This is a genomic window from Zooshikella sp. RANM57 (genome assembly GCF_050749885.1).
Classification (GTDB): domain Bacteria; phylum Pseudomonadota; class Gammaproteobacteria; order Pseudomonadales; family Zooshikellaceae; genus Zooshikella.
Genome location: NZ_JBOIUB010000012.1, coordinates 55,221 through 71,198, shown reverse-complemented (window position 1 = coordinate 71,198; position 15,978 = coordinate 55,221). Strand labels below are relative to the sequence as shown.

Annotated in this window: 13 protein-coding genes; 5 read left to right on the top strand and 8 right to left on the bottom strand. The window is 40.2% G+C overall.

The genetic code is table 11. The features are described from left to right. Positions 1–246: 246 nt before the first annotated feature. From ACQ96U_RS21175 to ACQ96U_RS21165, 3 genes are read right to left on the bottom strand one after another with little or no spacing between them, the layout of a single operon-like run. A complete protein-coding gene (locus ACQ96U_RS21175) occupies positions 247–1,191 on the bottom strand; it encodes an alpha-L-glutamate ligase-like protein (protein WP_431723266.1) in 945 nt (314 codons plus the stop codon). A 2-nt stretch (positions 1,192–1,193) separates the two neighbouring features. Beyond that, positions 1,194–2,723 carry an inactive transglutaminase family protein gene (locus tag ACQ96U_RS21170; protein WP_431723265.1) on the bottom strand — a complete coding sequence of 510 codons (1,530 nt, stop codon included), beginning with the start codon at positions 2,721–2,723 and terminating at the stop codon, positions 1,194–1,196. Continuing rightward, entirely contained in the window at positions 2,724–3,653 is a 930-nt protein-coding gene (locus ACQ96U_RS21165; protein ID WP_431723264.1) for a RimK/LysX family protein, read from the bottom strand. It abuts the gene before it with no gap. Positions 3,654–4,671: 1,018 nt separating this feature from the next. On the opposite strand from ACQ96U_RS21165, the gene ACQ96U_RS21160 reads away from it, so the two are divergent. Then, positions 4,672–6,009 carry a Na+/H+ antiporter NhaC family protein gene (locus tag ACQ96U_RS21160; RefSeq protein ID WP_431723263.1) on the top strand — a complete coding sequence of 446 codons (1,338 nt, stop codon included), beginning with the start codon at positions 4,672–4,674 and terminating at the stop codon, positions 6,007–6,009. Positions 6,010–6,239: 230 nt separating this feature from the next. Continuing rightward, on the top strand, positions 6,240–7,010 hold the full coding sequence (locus ACQ96U_RS21155) for a sulfite exporter TauE/SafE family protein (RefSeq protein WP_431723262.1): 771 nt from the start codon (positions 6,240–6,242) through the stop codon (positions 7,008–7,010). A 33-nt stretch (positions 7,011–7,043) separates the two neighbouring features. Here the strand turns inward: ACQ96U_RS21155 and ACQ96U_RS21150 are convergent, their stop codons facing one another. After that, positions 7,044–8,525, bottom strand: a complete 1,482-nt coding sequence (locus ACQ96U_RS21150; protein WP_431723261.1) for a hypothetical protein — start codon at positions 8,523–8,525, stop codon at positions 7,044–7,046. A 510-nt stretch (positions 8,526–9,035) separates the two neighbouring features. Here ACQ96U_RS21150 and ACQ96U_RS21145 point away from each other — a divergent pair. Further along, entirely contained in the window at positions 9,036–9,776 is a 741-nt protein-coding gene (locus tag ACQ96U_RS21145; RefSeq protein ID WP_431723260.1) for a substrate-binding periplasmic protein, read from the top strand. A 124-nt stretch (positions 9,777–9,900) separates the two neighbouring features. Here ACQ96U_RS21145 and ACQ96U_RS21140 read toward each other — a convergent pair whose 3' ends face one another. After that, positions 9,901–10,533: a class II aldolase/adducin family protein gene (locus ACQ96U_RS21140; RefSeq protein WP_431723259.1), complete on the bottom strand. Its 633-nt coding sequence runs from the start codon at positions 10,531–10,533 to the stop codon at positions 9,901–9,903. A 22-nt stretch (positions 10,534–10,555) separates the two neighbouring features. Continuing rightward, the gene (locus tag ACQ96U_RS21135; RefSeq protein WP_431723258.1) at positions 10,556–11,062 is read right to left on the bottom strand and encodes an aminoacyl-tRNA deacylase; all 507 of its coding nucleotides are present in this window, start codon (positions 11,060–11,062) and stop codon (positions 10,556–10,558) included. A 214-nt stretch (positions 11,063–11,276) separates the two neighbouring features. On the opposite strand from ACQ96U_RS21135, the gene ACQ96U_RS21130 reads away from it, so the two are divergent. Further along, complete coding sequence (locus tag ACQ96U_RS21130; RefSeq protein ID WP_431723257.1) at positions 11,277–12,344, top strand: pentapeptide repeat-containing protein; 1,068 nt, start codon at positions 11,277–11,279, stop codon at positions 12,342–12,344. A gap of 33 nt (positions 12,345–12,377) precedes the next feature. On the opposite strand, the gene ACQ96U_RS21125 is transcribed toward ACQ96U_RS21130, so the two are convergent. Both ACQ96U_RS21125 and ACQ96U_RS21120 read right to left on the bottom strand, forming a co-directional pair. Next, entirely contained in the window at positions 12,378–13,028 is a 651-nt protein-coding gene (locus ACQ96U_RS21125; RefSeq protein WP_431723256.1) for a glutathione S-transferase N-terminal domain-containing protein, read from the bottom strand. A gap of 199 nt (positions 13,029–13,227) precedes the next feature. Beyond that, entirely contained in the window at positions 13,228–13,773 is a 546-nt protein-coding gene (locus ACQ96U_RS21120) for a CBS domain-containing protein (RefSeq protein WP_431723255.1), read from the bottom strand. A gap of 307 nt (positions 13,774–14,080) precedes the next feature. Between ACQ96U_RS21120 and ACQ96U_RS21115 the strand changes: the two genes are divergently transcribed. Further along, entirely contained in the window at positions 14,081–15,934 is a 1,854-nt protein-coding gene (locus ACQ96U_RS21115; protein ID WP_431723254.1) for an ATP-binding protein, read from the top strand. Positions 15,935–15,978 lie beyond the last annotated feature (44 nt).

The following is a 15,978-nucleotide window of genomic DNA, read 5'->3' as shown; positions in this document are numbered from 1 at the left end:
TGAACCGCTTGATAGTTGTTGGTATCGGTATTGCTGTCAGCGGGAAACTGCACTTTTAACCGCGCCTTTTGGCGCGGTCTTTTTTTGCGCTGCAAATAAAAGTGATTATCTGTTTATATCTTTACTTGCTGATAACAGGTTGAGCTTTAATCGTGTTTACAAGGGCAAGGGATAACAGGGGAATAGATAGGAAGACAAGGTAGACTATAAAGCCCACCTTGATTGGTAAATAAAGCAGATTAGTCGCTACATACTGAAATGTGTTTTTGAAAAGATAACACGTTCTTCCACCTTGGAGTGTGGATTTTGAATACTTTCAACCTTTGTAAGTCTTGGAACAAGTCCTGTGCCATTGGCGACTTGAATAGCAAGTCCTGGGCGAGCATTGAGCTCCAAAAGTAGTGGACCCACTTCTTTATCTAGCACGATATCTGCGCCTAAATAACCCAGTCCAGTCATTTCATAACAAGACGATGCCAAGTGTAGGATAATTTCCCAATCAGGGACTTGTAGCATCTCAAACCCAAAACCCGTGTCTGGGTGTTTTTTGATAGGCCTGCCTTGCTGAACGGCTAAGAGTGCTTTACCTGTACCCAGGTCAAGACCAACACCTACAGCGCCTTGATGAAGGTTTGCTTTTCCATCTGAGGCATGAGTTGAAAGCCTTAGCATTGCCATGACAGGGTAGCCTTTAAAGACAATCATCCTGATATCTGGTACCCCTTCATAGCTGTAATTATCAAAAACGGGGTCGAATTTAACCAGAGACTCAATCATCGCCACATCAGGTTTACCACCTAAACTGTGAAGGCCACTAAGGGTATTGGACACGTGTCGCATGATATCGCTGATGGATAGCTCTTCACCATTTGTTTTGATAAATAAACCATTCCTTTTTCCTGAAATAACTAAAATACCTTTCCCACCACTTCCTTGGGCAGGCTTAATGGCAAATCCTTGGTAAGGTTCTAGGATACGTCCAAGTTCTCTCACTTGATACTGATATTCAATGACCCCAAGAAGTTTTGTTGTTGTAACTTTGTGTTTTTCCGCGACAATTTTGGTTTTGAGTTTATTGTCCACATAAGGATACAAGTGTCTTGGATTGTAACGCGAAATGTAACTTACATTTCGCTTGTTCATTCCTAGTATACCCTTAGCATGGATTTTACTTGGCCAAGTAAAAAACATAGTTAGTCCTCTGCTAAAGGCTGGAAGCGACGTAATTCAGTTAAGCGATAGCCTGTATATTGACCCAGTATTAAAATACCGCCAAGTAATGCAAGCAATAACTCAGGAAAGTTAAAGGTTAAATGTTCAATGTAGGTATTTGTCATTGACAGATAGGCCATTGTGGCAACCAATAAGCTTCCTCCACCTTGAATAAATACTTCTTTAGGGCCTTCTTCCTCCCATAAAATAGACATTCTCTCAATGGTCCAAGCAAGAATGATCATAGGGAAGAATGTCACTTTCATCACTTGACTAAAACCAAGCTTGTAACTGAGTATGCTCATACCTGCCATGATGCCAATAACAACGATAATGACCGCAGATATCCTGGCGACTAGAAGTAAGTTAAGATGGCTGAGGTAGTAGCGTATAAATAAGCCTATGCTGACAATGATTAGGAAGATAACTAAACCAGTCACTAAGCTGGTTTCAATGAAGGCAATAGCAATAAGAATGGGCATGAAGGTGCCTGATGTACGAAAACCAACTACAACTCGCATTAGTACAACTATTAAAGCGCCAATGGGCACCAAAAGAATCGATTTGAAAATGTTCTGTTGCTCAATTGGCAAACTATAGATCGAAAAGTCAACTAAAGCTGCTTTGGCATTGGCTTTCTCAACGAGTGTTCTGGAATTTGCTGGTTGTGTACTTTCAATAATAGAAAAAGACACACTAGAGTTTTCTCCTCCTTCAACATCCATTAACGACTTTCCTCCTCTCTGCCAAAGTACAAAGTGGTCAGGAATACCGCGCTCTGCCGTTAGAGGATCAAAGATAACCCAATGGTCATTTTCAAATACTTCAATTAGTGTGGTTAGTTTTTGGTTACGGCGGCCATCTTCAAGAAATAACCCCCGTGCAATACGTGCAGATATTTTGGCTTGTGCAAGCGTATCAAGTGCTACCTTCACTTTGCGTGAGGACGTATTCTTATTGCCTAGTAAGAGCGCAATATCCTCCATGGGCCTGGGTTCATTAATTAAGCGCATTAATTCTGCTGCAAACGTACTGGGAGACGCTGAACGCTGGTATACAAAGTTAACCAGGTTATTGATAGCCGTTTTTTGAGCAGATTCCAACTCGGGAGGAGAGGGTTCAGGTGGTGGCGTCGCCTCTATTTCTTGTTGGTGATGTGCACCTTCATACACTTGTAACTTGTAATAAAGTACTTGTCGGCCGGTTGCCTTACGAGTTGCCCATTGTGCACGGCGTTGTTGCGCATTGTTATCCCAGCCAAAGCCATAACCAGAAGAAGTAAAGTCTTCGTCAAGGACGGTCATTTTGGGAGGGTTGTGGGGTAATGCAAAAGACACAATGACCGGCTCATCTTTTGCTTGAAACTCTATTTTGGCTTCTACAGTCCATAGCGCCTTTCGTTCACCTGGTAGTAAAGGGAACTCAAGGACACTATTTTTGTAAATGGTTAAACCTATGCCAATAAAGATAAGAATAAAGGCAAATAAATAAACCTGAACTTTAGATGACATTTATGGCTTTCCGTTTGCGGTTTGGTCTGGAGTACTATTTTTTTTAGGCTCTTTGATAGGCTTGTTTGAAGGCGAAGGCTGAGGTTTTGCTGATGGCTTTGGGGTAGCTTTAGGTTTGTCTTTAGTATCGTTAGTTGGTGTTGAAGTAGGAGCTGCTTCAGTAGGTTTGGGATTCTCTTTTGAGTCAGCTTGTTTGGCTGATTCTTCTGTACTACTTGGTTTAGACGCTGCTGTTTGGTTTTCACTCCGGTTATCACTGACATTTTCAGTAATGATAGGCTTTTTAGAGAGTTTTTTGCTGACATCAACAACAGCAATGTCTTTGAGTAGGTTACGGCCAACGAGAACGGGGAAATCATATTCGCTCCGATCGGCCAAAGAGAATTCAATTCGCTGATCAATAGTGCCCAGTCGAACACGCATTTTTACAGTATAGCGTCGATGCCCATCTGTACCATGTTGTTTAACACGAATCCTACGAGCTACTTTACGACTCATTTCAACTGTTTCGTTAGTTTCTGGATCAGTCAGTTTGAACTTTACCCAGCGCTCACCATCACGTTCAAATGGCGTAATATCAAACGCATTAAGTGATGATGTGGTTGCCCCTGTATCAATACGTGCCTTATAGACAACACCAGGAGGATCAAGGGTTACCCACTCAATTTCACCAACAACATACTTGCCACCCTGAGCATCTTTTGTTTTCTCGGCAGGACAGTATACGATGGTTTTTTGTGGTTGTGCTGATTGCTCTGCTTTGTCTTTGCTGGTTGTACTGTTGTCGTCTTTTTTCTCTGGTGTTTCACTTGAGCAGTTTTGCATGTTGATGACCACGGGCTGTATTGCATGCTCTGCGGAGTTTGCACTTGATGTTGTAGCAGCTAAGACGAGTATTAACGAGAGTGTTAGCTGTTGGTAGTGTCTCATTAAAGCTCCCTGGGTTTTCATATGAGCAATCATGGTGTCCGCTATTGTTAGGTTCCAGGCTAAACATTTTTCATTATGGGAAAAGGCCAACTTAAGGTCCAATGAATCCCCACCCTAGATGTAATGATGTGACTTTTGTTCGGTCACAGGGTTCAGTCATTGATCACTTGTGAGCAAAGGCAACCGCATAATTGTGAAGTATGATCTATATCGGTGAATGCTTAGCCAATTGATTACAGTGGTTGCGACGTCTTACACATAATGAGCTGTTTAGTCTGGACCGGTATTATATAGCGGGTGAAACATTTTTCTGTGTGATTGTTGTCGCTTTTAATGCTATTACAGGTTGAAATTTGAACGATGATTCTGTTTTGGAGTGTTAAACATTAGTGTTTCACCATTTGTGACCTATGATCCATTAAATACCTGTAAACCCAAGACTTATGAGTAACCTCGAAATTCAATGCAAAACTTCGCAAGTATAGTTTACCCTCACTAAATTGACTTATAGGCTTAAAGTGTGTTGATAAGGTTTGAAGCTAATTATAACGTTTTGAAATTGTAAGACAGTTAGGTTTGACTTATACAGTGTGTTTATTGACTGATTTTCATTAAGACATTAGATAAGGACCCTTCTTCATCTTAATCTGGACATTTTCTGGTGTTGTTCTTTAGAGAGTCTACATGTAATTACTAAAGAGTATTAAAGTAGATCAAATTATTATGAATATTGCACATATACATCCAATAGGCCTTATGTACAGGCGTGGTGGGATAACTTACAATCGCTAGCCCTGAAAAATCACGCACAAAGTTTACACAGTAAATGGTGTTAACAACGATGTATGACATGCTGATATCAGGGCGAAGTTTTAGGCTATAACATCCAGTCGCAAATAAGGCGCTTATCCTGACTAAAGTAAAATAAGTAGAAATACTATTTTGTTTAAAACTAGGTGTTAGGTAGGTGATGTTGTTGCTTTTGCAGTAGGTTATCTAAAGGGGTGTATTATTTATCATGAAAACAGTGCAGGGTAGTCCAATAGCTCTGTTACCTTTATTGGTATTTTTAGTTATATTTCTGGGCAGTGGTATTTATTATTCACAGCAAAACATAGACTTTGCTTTCTACCAAATAAAGGCTCCTGTTGCCGTATTACCTGCCATTATTATTGCAATGATGATGGGACGTGAAACCTTAAATCAAAAGGTTGAAACTTTCCTGAGAGGGATTGGCGATATGAATATCGTCATGATGTGTATGGTGTTTTTACTGGCAGGTGCATTTGCGAGTGTAACTAAAGCCATAGGGGGTGTTGATGCAACGGTCAACCTAGGCTTACACATTATCCCTCAGCAGCTGATATTACCTGGTATTTTTGTGATTTCAGCTTTTATCGCAACAGCCATGGGCACCTCTATGGGGACTATTGCTGCAATGGCACCTATTGCAGTGGGGTTTGCGAATACAGCCGATGTTTCACTAGGCTTGGCTGTTGGTGCGGTGATTGGTGGTGCTATGTTCGGTGATAATTTATCCATTATTTCAGATACCACGATTGCGGCAACGCGCACACAAGGGTGTGAAATGCGTGATAAGTTCAAACTGAATTTCCTTATTGCTACTCCTGCAGCCGTGCTAACAATGGTTGTTCTCTTTGTGCTTGGTGATACAGGTAGTATGCCGCAACCAGAAGAATTTAACTTTCTTTTAGTGCTGCCCTATTTAGCTGTACTGGGGTTGGCATTAGCGGGTGTTAATGTGTTAGTTGTGTTGATGAGTGGTATTATCATCGCTGGAGTAACAGGCTTGTACCACTCCCCTGATTATACAATCGAAACGTTATCTACCAACATCTTTGATGGTTACAGTAACATGTTGGAAATCATGGTGCTGTCTATGTTCATTGGTGGTTTGAGTGCCATTATGAAAGCAAGAGGTGGATTAACGTTTTTGGTCAGTTTAATTCAGCGACTGACTGAACGTCGAGGTTTACAGCTTCGTGGTGGTGAAGCTGGAATAAGTGCACTTGTGAGCATTGCGGGATTTTTTACTGCCAATAATACAGTGGCTATTTTAATTTCAGGCAGCTCAGCCCAGGAAATTGCGACCAAAAGTGGGATTGATGGACGGCGAAGTGCTAGCTTATTGGATATCTTCTCCTGCGTTGTGCAAGGCTTATTACCTTATGGCGCACAGATATTACTCGCTGGTTCTGTAGCAAGTATGTCTCCACTTGATTTGGTTGGTAATGTCCATTACTGTTGGTTACTAGGACTTTCTGCAATTATTGCTATCATTTTTGGGTATCCGAAATCTGATGCTATTACCGAAAAAGAACCTGCAGCTTGCTAAGTAAAAATATCACTGATGGGGTACATTAAGAAATGTACCCCTTATACTTTCCTTTTAGGCGTTTTTTCAGTACAACCATTAGTTAATTACTGTCAAGCAACTATACGCGATCTTTTGTATTCCTCCCTATTTTCCTACAATCACATAATATTCTTGGTTGCCTAAGGTAATTTCGTTTATCGCTTCAAAGCAGTACAAATAATAAATAAAGCTTAGCGTGGTTAATCGTGATGTTAATTGACATTCAGTATTCTGCTGTTTTAGTGGGGGCTTTAATTGGTGCAGGTTTTTTTGCCGGTTTCATTAATACGATTGCTGGTGGTGGATCAATGCTAACACTTCCTGCACTCATGCTATTGGGTATACCTGCAGATGTTGCTAATGCGACAAATCGTGTGTCAGTTTTTCTACAATGTTTGACGGGAATGAAAGGGTTTCATAAGTATAATCAGCTAGATACTTCTGCAGTTAAACCTATCGTCATCCCAACTTTACTGGGTAGTATGTTGGGGGCATTAAGTGCAGCCTGGTTGCCAAATGCACTGCTAAAGCCTGTGTTGTTAGTGACAATGATGAGTATTGTCATTTTAATGATTGTTAAGCCTGCTTTGGTCCAATCTAATTCAGAAAACACCGTGTTAGATGTGACACAGCATAAGGTGGGCTGGTGGGCACTATTTGCGACAGGGGTTTATGGTGGTTTTATACAAGCGGGTGTGGGATTTTTATTAATTGCTGCGTTGAGTGGTGTATTGCGCTATGACTTGGTACGTGCTAATGCCCTAAAATTAGCCTGTACAGCTGCATTTACCTTAGTTGCATTGGTTGTTTTTATTATTCATGACTTGGTCTTATGGGTTCCAGGCTTATTGGTCGCAATTGGTAGCATGGCTGGGGCATATGTGAGTGTAAAGTTCGCAGTCAATGTACCCCAGACTATATTGCGTTGGTTGTTGTTAATTCTGGTGTTGATTTTTTGTATAGCTGCTTGGCTGCGTTGACAGCACATACTTGTGTCACGCTGAACAGGGAAACTATTTCCAGCGAAATAAGCGACTCAGTAAATAGGGATCATCAAAGTGACGTTGCCCAATGAATAATGTGGCATGATTTCCCCATTGACGCATAGCGCCGGGGGATGGGACACCTGATGGCCATAATATCCATCGCTCGGCACGTTCAGTACTGGAAACGACACCAAATTCCTGATCAAAGAGACTTTTTCGCTCTTTGGAGGGTAGCGATAAACTTCTGAGTTCATCATAACTTAGTAGTGTATAAGGTTTGGCTGTGTGCAAAGCAGTAGCATTAGTCTCTAGTGGTTGGATCCCAATAATGTGGTGTTCAGCTGAACTGATTGTAATCGCCCAGCGAGCAGAGAGATCAACTTCTGGTGAAGAAATAGGAATAATTAAAGGTGGCTCTAAGTGATTAGTAACCTGCTTGGCTTGCAGTTTTTCTGATAAGGGGAAAAAAGTATGATAACAGCCACAGGTATGAATGCTGTCGAAGATAAGAGGTGTTCCCTTTTCAGTTAATGTGACTCGCCAAATAATTCCATCTAGATTGCCACTGTAAATATCCAAAATGCCACTGGCAGGTCGCTCTTTAAACCAAATAATATAGTTAAGCTGCAAGAGGGTTTTGCCATGAAACCTGGTCATGGAGGTATGGGTATAGGTCACGGGTTGTGGTCTAACCGTCGGTTGTGGTGTTAATACCACTTTTCCTGGTATGTCATAGTTTCCTTGATGATTGATAGACCAAACAGGTGCATAGTGATGAAGCAGTTTTTGTAACTGCTCTGGCTTTAGGGTTGGCAGTTGTAATGCGTTACTTTGGTAGGCTTGTTTAAACCAACGTTGTAATGTACTTGTATTTAGGGAAAAGGCGGATGGCACCTTAGGGTGAACTTGATAAATGGCTTTATTTTTGAGCATCTTAGCGTTGACTTGATTAAAGTGCTGAGTTGCTTCTTTATGCCATGCGGCAATTCCAGGTACTAAAAAGTACTGTGTCAGAGGATAAAGTCCAGCCCATTGTCGCCAAGTTATATAGGCTTCTGGGTAACGGAATTTGCGTAGAATGCTAAAAAACTGATCATCATTTAATAAGTTGTGAAATGTTTGCTTGAGGCAGCTGTCAATTTTCTGACCATGGCGTGCTTGATAGGATTTTGGTAAGTTAGCAATATCAATTTTCCAGGCCTTATTGGTTTCCTGATAAGCTTGCGCTAGCCAGGTAGATCGACGAGGTTTAGAGTCAAGCGTATAAATGTAACTGGCTAAAATACGGTTTATGCGCACATAAGGATAGTGGGGAACAGGCTGGAGTTGCTGATCCAAAGAATAGTCTTGGGAGAATTGGTGATATTGCTCAGTCAGGTAATTGTGACAGTCACTTTCAGAGTACAGCGTGGGTGATTGATCTGAAGGTGGTTGCAGGCTACAGCCAGATAAGCTGCAATACAGCACATAAAGTGTAGTTAGCCAAAGAACTTGTTTGATGCTTATCATTGCACTGGAATAAAAATGTTTTATTACTGGGGCTGCTTGATAGGGAAAACCATACTCAGTTGGGATTCGTCATTTGTTTTTTTATAATACCTGATATTACTAGTGAATGTGTTAGACGTGAATAATTGAGAGAGATTTTATTGCAGCTTTTTTTTGGTTATGGGTAAACTATCAACAAATTTGTAATGATGTAATCACGCTTGAATTTAGAGTCAAATATATACAGCGTTTACGTATGTTTTGTGTCGTGGTTATATCTTTGAGTGGGTTCTACAACGTTAGGCAATTAGCATTTTATGTGAGCTGGGAAGCAATACATGCCAAGGAAGCAGTTGTGAAGCCGTATCGTTATTGAAGTGTTGACTGGTTGGCGAGTAACAAAATCCATAGCAAAGAATTTTTAGGGTGACAATAAGCGCTAAAAATGATGTGTGAAGGATATATGGGTGAACAAACAGCGTGTTAACACTTAACTTATGCAGAAAAGGCTAAAAGTTTAAAGGAGCCAGTATGTTGTCTAAAGTGCTTGGGATGGGGCTCATCTTATGGAGTTTAATTACACCTGCAGTACATGCAGAAACTATTCATCTCCTCACTGAAAATTTTCCCCCCTTAAATATGTCGGCAGATGGAAAAAACTTTGCTCGTGGTAGTAATGTAACGGGAATTACGACAGATATCGTGAGATTAATGTTTAAACGCGCTGATGTTGATTACCGGGTAACCTTGCGTTTTCCATGGAAACGTGTCTATGAAACAGCTATAAAGCAAAAAAATTATGGTGTTTTTTCAACGTCGAGAACGCCTGAAAGAGAAGCACTCTTTCAGTGGGTTGGTCCCTTAGCCGAGGAATACTGGGTATTACTGACTAAGGCCGATTCTCCTATTAGCATAAACTCCTTATCAGATGCGAAGCCATGGAAAGTAGGTGGATACAAAGATGATGCACTGACAAAATTTCTTACCAATAGAGGTATCAGTGTTATTGAAGCACATAGCGATCAGTTGAATGTCAGGAAGTTGAAAATTAATAAAATAGATATTTGGGCAACAGGCTCATTATCTGGTCCTTATTTAGCTAAGCAGGAAGGTTTGACTGGGTTAAAACAAGTGTTTTCTTTTAATAAAAACGACCTTTATTTAGCATTGAATAAAGATACCAATCCAGAAATAGTTAAAAAACTGAATGATGCACTTAGCAAAATGCGTCAGGATGGTTCAATAGAAAAAATATACCGCCAGTATCGTTAATTCATAAAAACATGGAATGTGAGTTATATACAGTTTTTTTGGACTTTTTCGATACGACAACGATGATTCAAATAGTATAAAAAGTCCTTACTTATACCTGTTTTTTTAATGTTTGTGGCTTGGTTTAGTTTGTATACTGTTGTGATGCAGCAAGCCAAGCCACAAATGTTAGTCCTGCTTGCTCTGCTGTTTGACCAAACGTGATAACCCCATCCTCATGTCCTTCCATGACAATACCACTAGTTTCTGGACTTTCATGTAACAGCTTGGCAACAGCTTCAGCCATTGCTTGTGTTCCATAAGCGACAGTTGCGGGTATTGTTGGGAAATTGAGTTGTTTGGCCATTTGCCAAATTTCTGGACAGTGACCATGAAAGACAAAATGAATGTCTGGGTTTGCTTGGTATATAGCACTGTGGCTTAAGGCTTCGGATGATGGTTTAGTGAGACCTCGGGAATAAATACTAAACTCACTAATATTGGCTTTTATCACTTCCGCATAATGTCGCTCTTGTAAGACGGAGTATTCTCCCGTTTGAGTGCCTGTAATATAGAAAGTGTCATGTTCACTTCTGGCGCTGAGGTTACCAAAGCCATAACCTTGATAACGACGAGCATCTTGGCCGATCACTTCCAGTTTTAGCAAGATAGAACGCCATGCTGTAAGTGCTTTAGAAAGTGAAGTAGAAATTGTGATAGGTTCTTGATGGTGGTGTAACTGATACTTAATAACACCTTCCGTTTCCTTTGTTGCCATGGAAACATCCTTGCTGCTGTGACTATACAAATTTTCTGCTAATCATAACTAACGAAGATGATTGTTGACAAATATGCTCATGCATTTGACCTTTCATAAGCTGCTGGAACTGGTCATTTGATATACACACTAAACTTTCGTGATCGCCTGCTTCGATATAGATAGTGGGTTGTTGAAGTAATGTGTCATCATAAATGAGCTGAATGGTATAAGCAGCTCCTAAGGCAGGAATAGCACCAGGTAAGCAATCATGAAAGTAAGATTGCAAGCGTCGCTCTGGGACCAGATGAAATGGGGTTTCCATTAAGTCTTCAAGTAGTTCTATGTGAACACGGGCAAGAGCGGGTAATACAGCCAGTAAGTAAGAAGGCTGTGGACTTTCCAGTAGAACGGCTTTGGCTAGTTGAGCAAGAGGCACATGTGCAGCAATCGCAGTTTGTATCGCGCTTTGGGTTTGGGGATGTGGGTGAAGTTGGTAATTAACTTGATTTTGTTGAAGATATTGAGCAAGCGTTGCAGCAAGAGACATAAGCATTGCTCCCTGTTGTTAGCGTATCATCGCTAAGTAACTCCTCAAATTAGAGTATAGAGGATAAGCAAAGCCGAAGTGGCTCATTTTATCACTTGCTTGGTGAAGATTAACAAGAATCAGGCTAAAGGAATTGCGTCTATAATGACCAAAGTACGTTGTGATAGGTAAGATTATCTGTGGTGTGGACTCGAGGAAATTTGGGTGTAACCCTATGTCTCAACATATTCCATTGACATCCCACGTCAGTAATGAAGACGCTACAGCAAGTCATAGCGCTACTCCTCTTTCTGACGATAATAAGGAAACAGAGCCAGTAGCGGATAACAACCGTGTAAATACTAAAGAGCCAAAGGTTGACCCTCTTATTTTCGATTTGGTCTACTGGCGAGATCCAGAGGTTGATAAAACCGATGCTCAGGTCAAAGTGCGCTTGGAAACTTACGCAAAAAGTTTACAGAACATGGTTGGTTTCCAGCTTCGCGGTGCAAATTTATGTGATGTGGATTTAGTTAATCGTGGTTCAAAAGTAGGTTATGATCTCAGCTATGCGGATTTTTATCGTGCTAATTTATCAGATGCCCATATGTTTAAAATTAATTTAAAAGGGGCATCGTTAATGAAAGCGAAATTATGCAGAGCGAATTTACATTGTGCTAATTTGGAAGACTGTAATTTACTTGGAGCAGACTTAACACAGGCAAAATTAGAAAATATTTTTTGGGGAAAATACATCCTTCAGGAAAAAAAAGCTATTCAGGCCAAGATTCAGCGTAAATATCATGAAATGAAACAGTTTTATGAAGAAGCAGAAGAGGTGTATCGTAGTATTCGTAAAACGTGTGAAGCACAGGGGTTATTTGATGTGTCTGGCTATTTTTTTCACCGAGAAATGATTATGCGGCGTTATCAAATGCCACGCTGGTCAGCGCTCAGATTTTTCTCAAAATTAGTTGATTTATTATGTGGCTATGGGCAACGTCCACTTCGTGTAGTATTTTTTTCATTTTCACTGATTGCCTTGTGTGCAGTTGCTTATTTTTTTATAGGCGTCGCTGATAGTGGTCAATTGGTCAAATTTAACTGGGATCATGGTTTTCTGAAAAATATGTATGGTTTAACGGATTGTCTTTATTTTAGTGTAGTGACATTCACTACGTTGGGTTATGGAGACTTTACACCTGTTGGTTTGACGCGTCTAGTAGCTGCAATTGAAGCTTTTGCGGGGAGTTTCACTATGGCATTATTCGTGGTGGTTTTTGTCAATAAAATACTTCGCTGAACATCAATATTTTTAAGAGGGATAGCTTAATAATTAAGTTACTTTTTTTCCTGGCCAATAACATCTGAAACTCGGGCTATTAATAGCTTCTTGAAAAAGGTTTAAGTGCATACAATATTGATATATTTGTACTAATATAGGCAGTTTTGACAAATCAATCATAAGCTGTTGAGCATAGTGAAGTTGTGGAATGAGTGCTAAATCGGCAAGTGTGAGTTCGTACCCAAAACAAAATGGTCCCCACTCAGCATTATCCTCTAACAACTGATTAAGCTTTTGTAAATTACCTTGCAGCCAGTCTTGCAGCCAACGAGCTTGTAATTGCTCCTTAATCAATAAAGTTTGTGATAAATAATTCAAAATTTGATGATTTGCTAAAGGGTAAACCTCTCCAATAACTGAATGTGCAAATGCTCGTACTCTGGCACGTAAGCCAATGTCCTCCGGTAATAGAGGTGGTCGTGGGTATTTTTCATCAAGATATTCCAATATAGCAAGTGGTTGATTTATAGCTAATTGATAGTCCTGTAATAATGGAAGATTCATAGATTGTGCAGGCGCATTAAATGCCTTAACTGACGTTAAATGAGGCACTGCCAACTGCTCAAAATCGACTTGTTTAAGCTTCAGTGCTAAGCGAACAGTGAACGCCGCGACTGACATCGTGTGTGTAAAAAGCTGCATGATCAACCTACTGCGGTGATTGCACTTCGTTCAGTGCAGCTTGTGTTAGATAACATATCAGTCAATCAACGGCTTGATACTATAGTGTTTTTTTAAAGCTCATTATCAAAACGTTGCTTAATGATATTATACGAGTAATAGTGTAGACGCTTTTTTGATAATCACCGAAATGTTATATATTCGTTATCCCTTTTGACTCTTAAGCGACAGATGTTTTTAATGATCTAAGCTGTTGACGCACTGCTTTTAAAACATCCATCGTGGTAATGACGCCGAGTATTTCATCCCCTTCACAGACAAACAACCGATGGACATTATCATCAATCATGGTGTTAATAATTTCTTCCAGTGATGTATTAGAACGAACGACGATAACATCTGTATTCATTATTTCATTAACGAGGTGTGTTTCTTCGCCAATATCATTACCTAATAAGTGAGTAAAACAAATGTCATCTGTGATGTGTGCTTTTTTTTCTAATAAGTCACTAAACAGAGCTAATGCCGGTATATATTCATGGCGAATGATATCGGACATAGTGACAACACCACATATCTTTCCTTGTTGATTTAATACGGGTGCCCCAGAGATATGGTGGCGTGCAAAAAAGTTAGCAAGAACTGCGAGAGACCAATGTTCCGACACTGTCAGCACCTTACAAGTCATAATATCTTGAGCTTTAAGTGACGTGTCAGAATGTACTGTTGATGCACGAAGTGCTTCAATAGTGAAATTGCTGCTCATTGTTCCTTTCCTGATTTTGTTAACCGCAATTATGTGACTGACCTTTCCCTGGCCACATTGAACAGCTGTAATCTCAATAAGTGGCAGCTCAATAATATACTCTCTTTAGAACGATCGTTGCAAAGTAATTGTGCAGGTCTTGTACAAATTTGTGGTGGTCAGCAAACAGTAGTTGTTTTAAGTGTAAAAGGTATTCATTTTGCTTGTTTGGGTTGTCTATGGCTGGTTAAACTGTTCCTGATAATAATGAGCGTAAAAATTAACAAAAAGCTTGATGATGAGCGTGCTAGAAGCAGGAAGTACTGGCATGAAGGGGTTAACGAGTAAAGTTGGTTGGTTGTGGGTGTTACTAGTATGGTCGGCAGGTTTAGTGGGATTATTAGCCTGGCAAGAACCTGTTGTTCGACAACAGGTACTGGCAACCTCTGCAAGTGAAATGCAAGGGGAACTCTATCGGTTTAGAGCAACCCTACGAGGCATGCTGTCGACGTATGAAAATTTACCAGAGCTGTTAGCACAACAGCCAATAGTGACTGAATTTTTGAGTAGTTCCAGACAAAAAGCTGAGTTACAGCCTATCAATCGTTATCTAGAACACACTAATAGCATAATGGGGGCAGCAGATATTTATTTATTGGATCAGCAGGGAACAACTATTGCTGCCAGTAACTGGAAAAAGCCACAAAGTTTTTTAGGCCGCAACTTTAGTTTTCGTCCTTATTATCACAAGGCCAAAGAGGGGGATGCAGGACGTTATTTTGCGCTTGGTACAACCTCCTTACAACGAGGCTATTATTTTTCTTATCCGGTGTTTCAGCGTAATAAATTGCTGGGCATTGTTGTAGTTAAAGTGGATTTGGCTAATATTGAACAATCATGGCAAAGTGCTTTTCGCCATGGTGCTGCTCGATTATTGGTAACCGATACGATGGGAGTCGTCTTTATCAGCAGTGAAAAACAATGGTTATTTCATTCTCTGGGTAAACTGACAGCTGAGCAGCACAATCAATTAAAGCAGGAACAACGTTATGCACGACGTACAATTTCTACCTTTGTACAACAAGTGATTCCTATTGGTGAAGATTCTGCATCTGTGTTTGCAGAACTTCATAAAATTACCCTTATAGGTGAATTTGCTGAGCCTCATTCTTCGTACTTGCAACAACAATTAATAATGCCTGAAGCAGGTTGGGTATTACATATTTGGTATAACTGGGATGAGATCCAGCAGCGAGTGAATGAAACACTGTTAGTGTATGGATTAATTGCTTGGGTACTATTGCTTGTTGGGTTATTTATTTGGCAACGTTATCGAACGGAACGTCAGCTTCGTGTGGCTAGAGACCGGCTTGAAACACGGGTATTAATGCGTACACAAGACCTAATGAAAACAAACAGACGGCTTGAGCAGGAGATAGAAGAACGACAATATACTGAAGCACAATTGAGACAAGCTCAAGAAGAGCTTATCCAAGCCGCAAAACTGGCCGTTTTAGGACAAATGTCAGCCAGTATTAATCATGAGCTGAACCAGCCCATTACTGCGATAAAAGGTCTGACAGAAAATAGTATAGTATTCCTTGAAAATCAGCAGACGCAATTAGTTGCTGGAAATCTTCAGCGAATTAACCGACTGTGTGAACGTATGGGATATATTGTTGCTCAGTTTAAAGTGTTTGCACGAAAAACGCCTGGAGAATTAGCAACGATAAATGCTGTTACTGCGATTCAAAGTGCAATTGATTTACTTAATCAGCAGTTAGAGAAGCAGCACATCAGTGTCATAAGTCAGTTGCCAGAGAATGGACTATGGGTTAAAGGGGATAGTGTCTGGCTAGAACAAGTGGTGGTGAACTTATTGATGAATGCAATGCATGCGTTAATTAACCAAACAAATGGTGTCATTAATGTAAGTCTTGTACGAGTTCAAGAAGAAATAAAATTAGAGGTTCATGATAATGGCCCTGGCATACCAGAACATTTATTGGATAAAGTGTTTACACCATTTTATACAACGAAAGGTAATGGTCAAGGATTAGGGTTAGGGTTGGCCATTTCCCAACGTATTATTGAGTCTACTGGTGGGTGTATTACTGTAAGAAATCATGCTCAAGGTGGCGCTGTGTTTAGTGTTTGTATTCCTGCTGTAAAGAATGGGTAAGGTGAAAATTAAAACCGTTTTAAAAACAGTGAGATTTAGAAGTC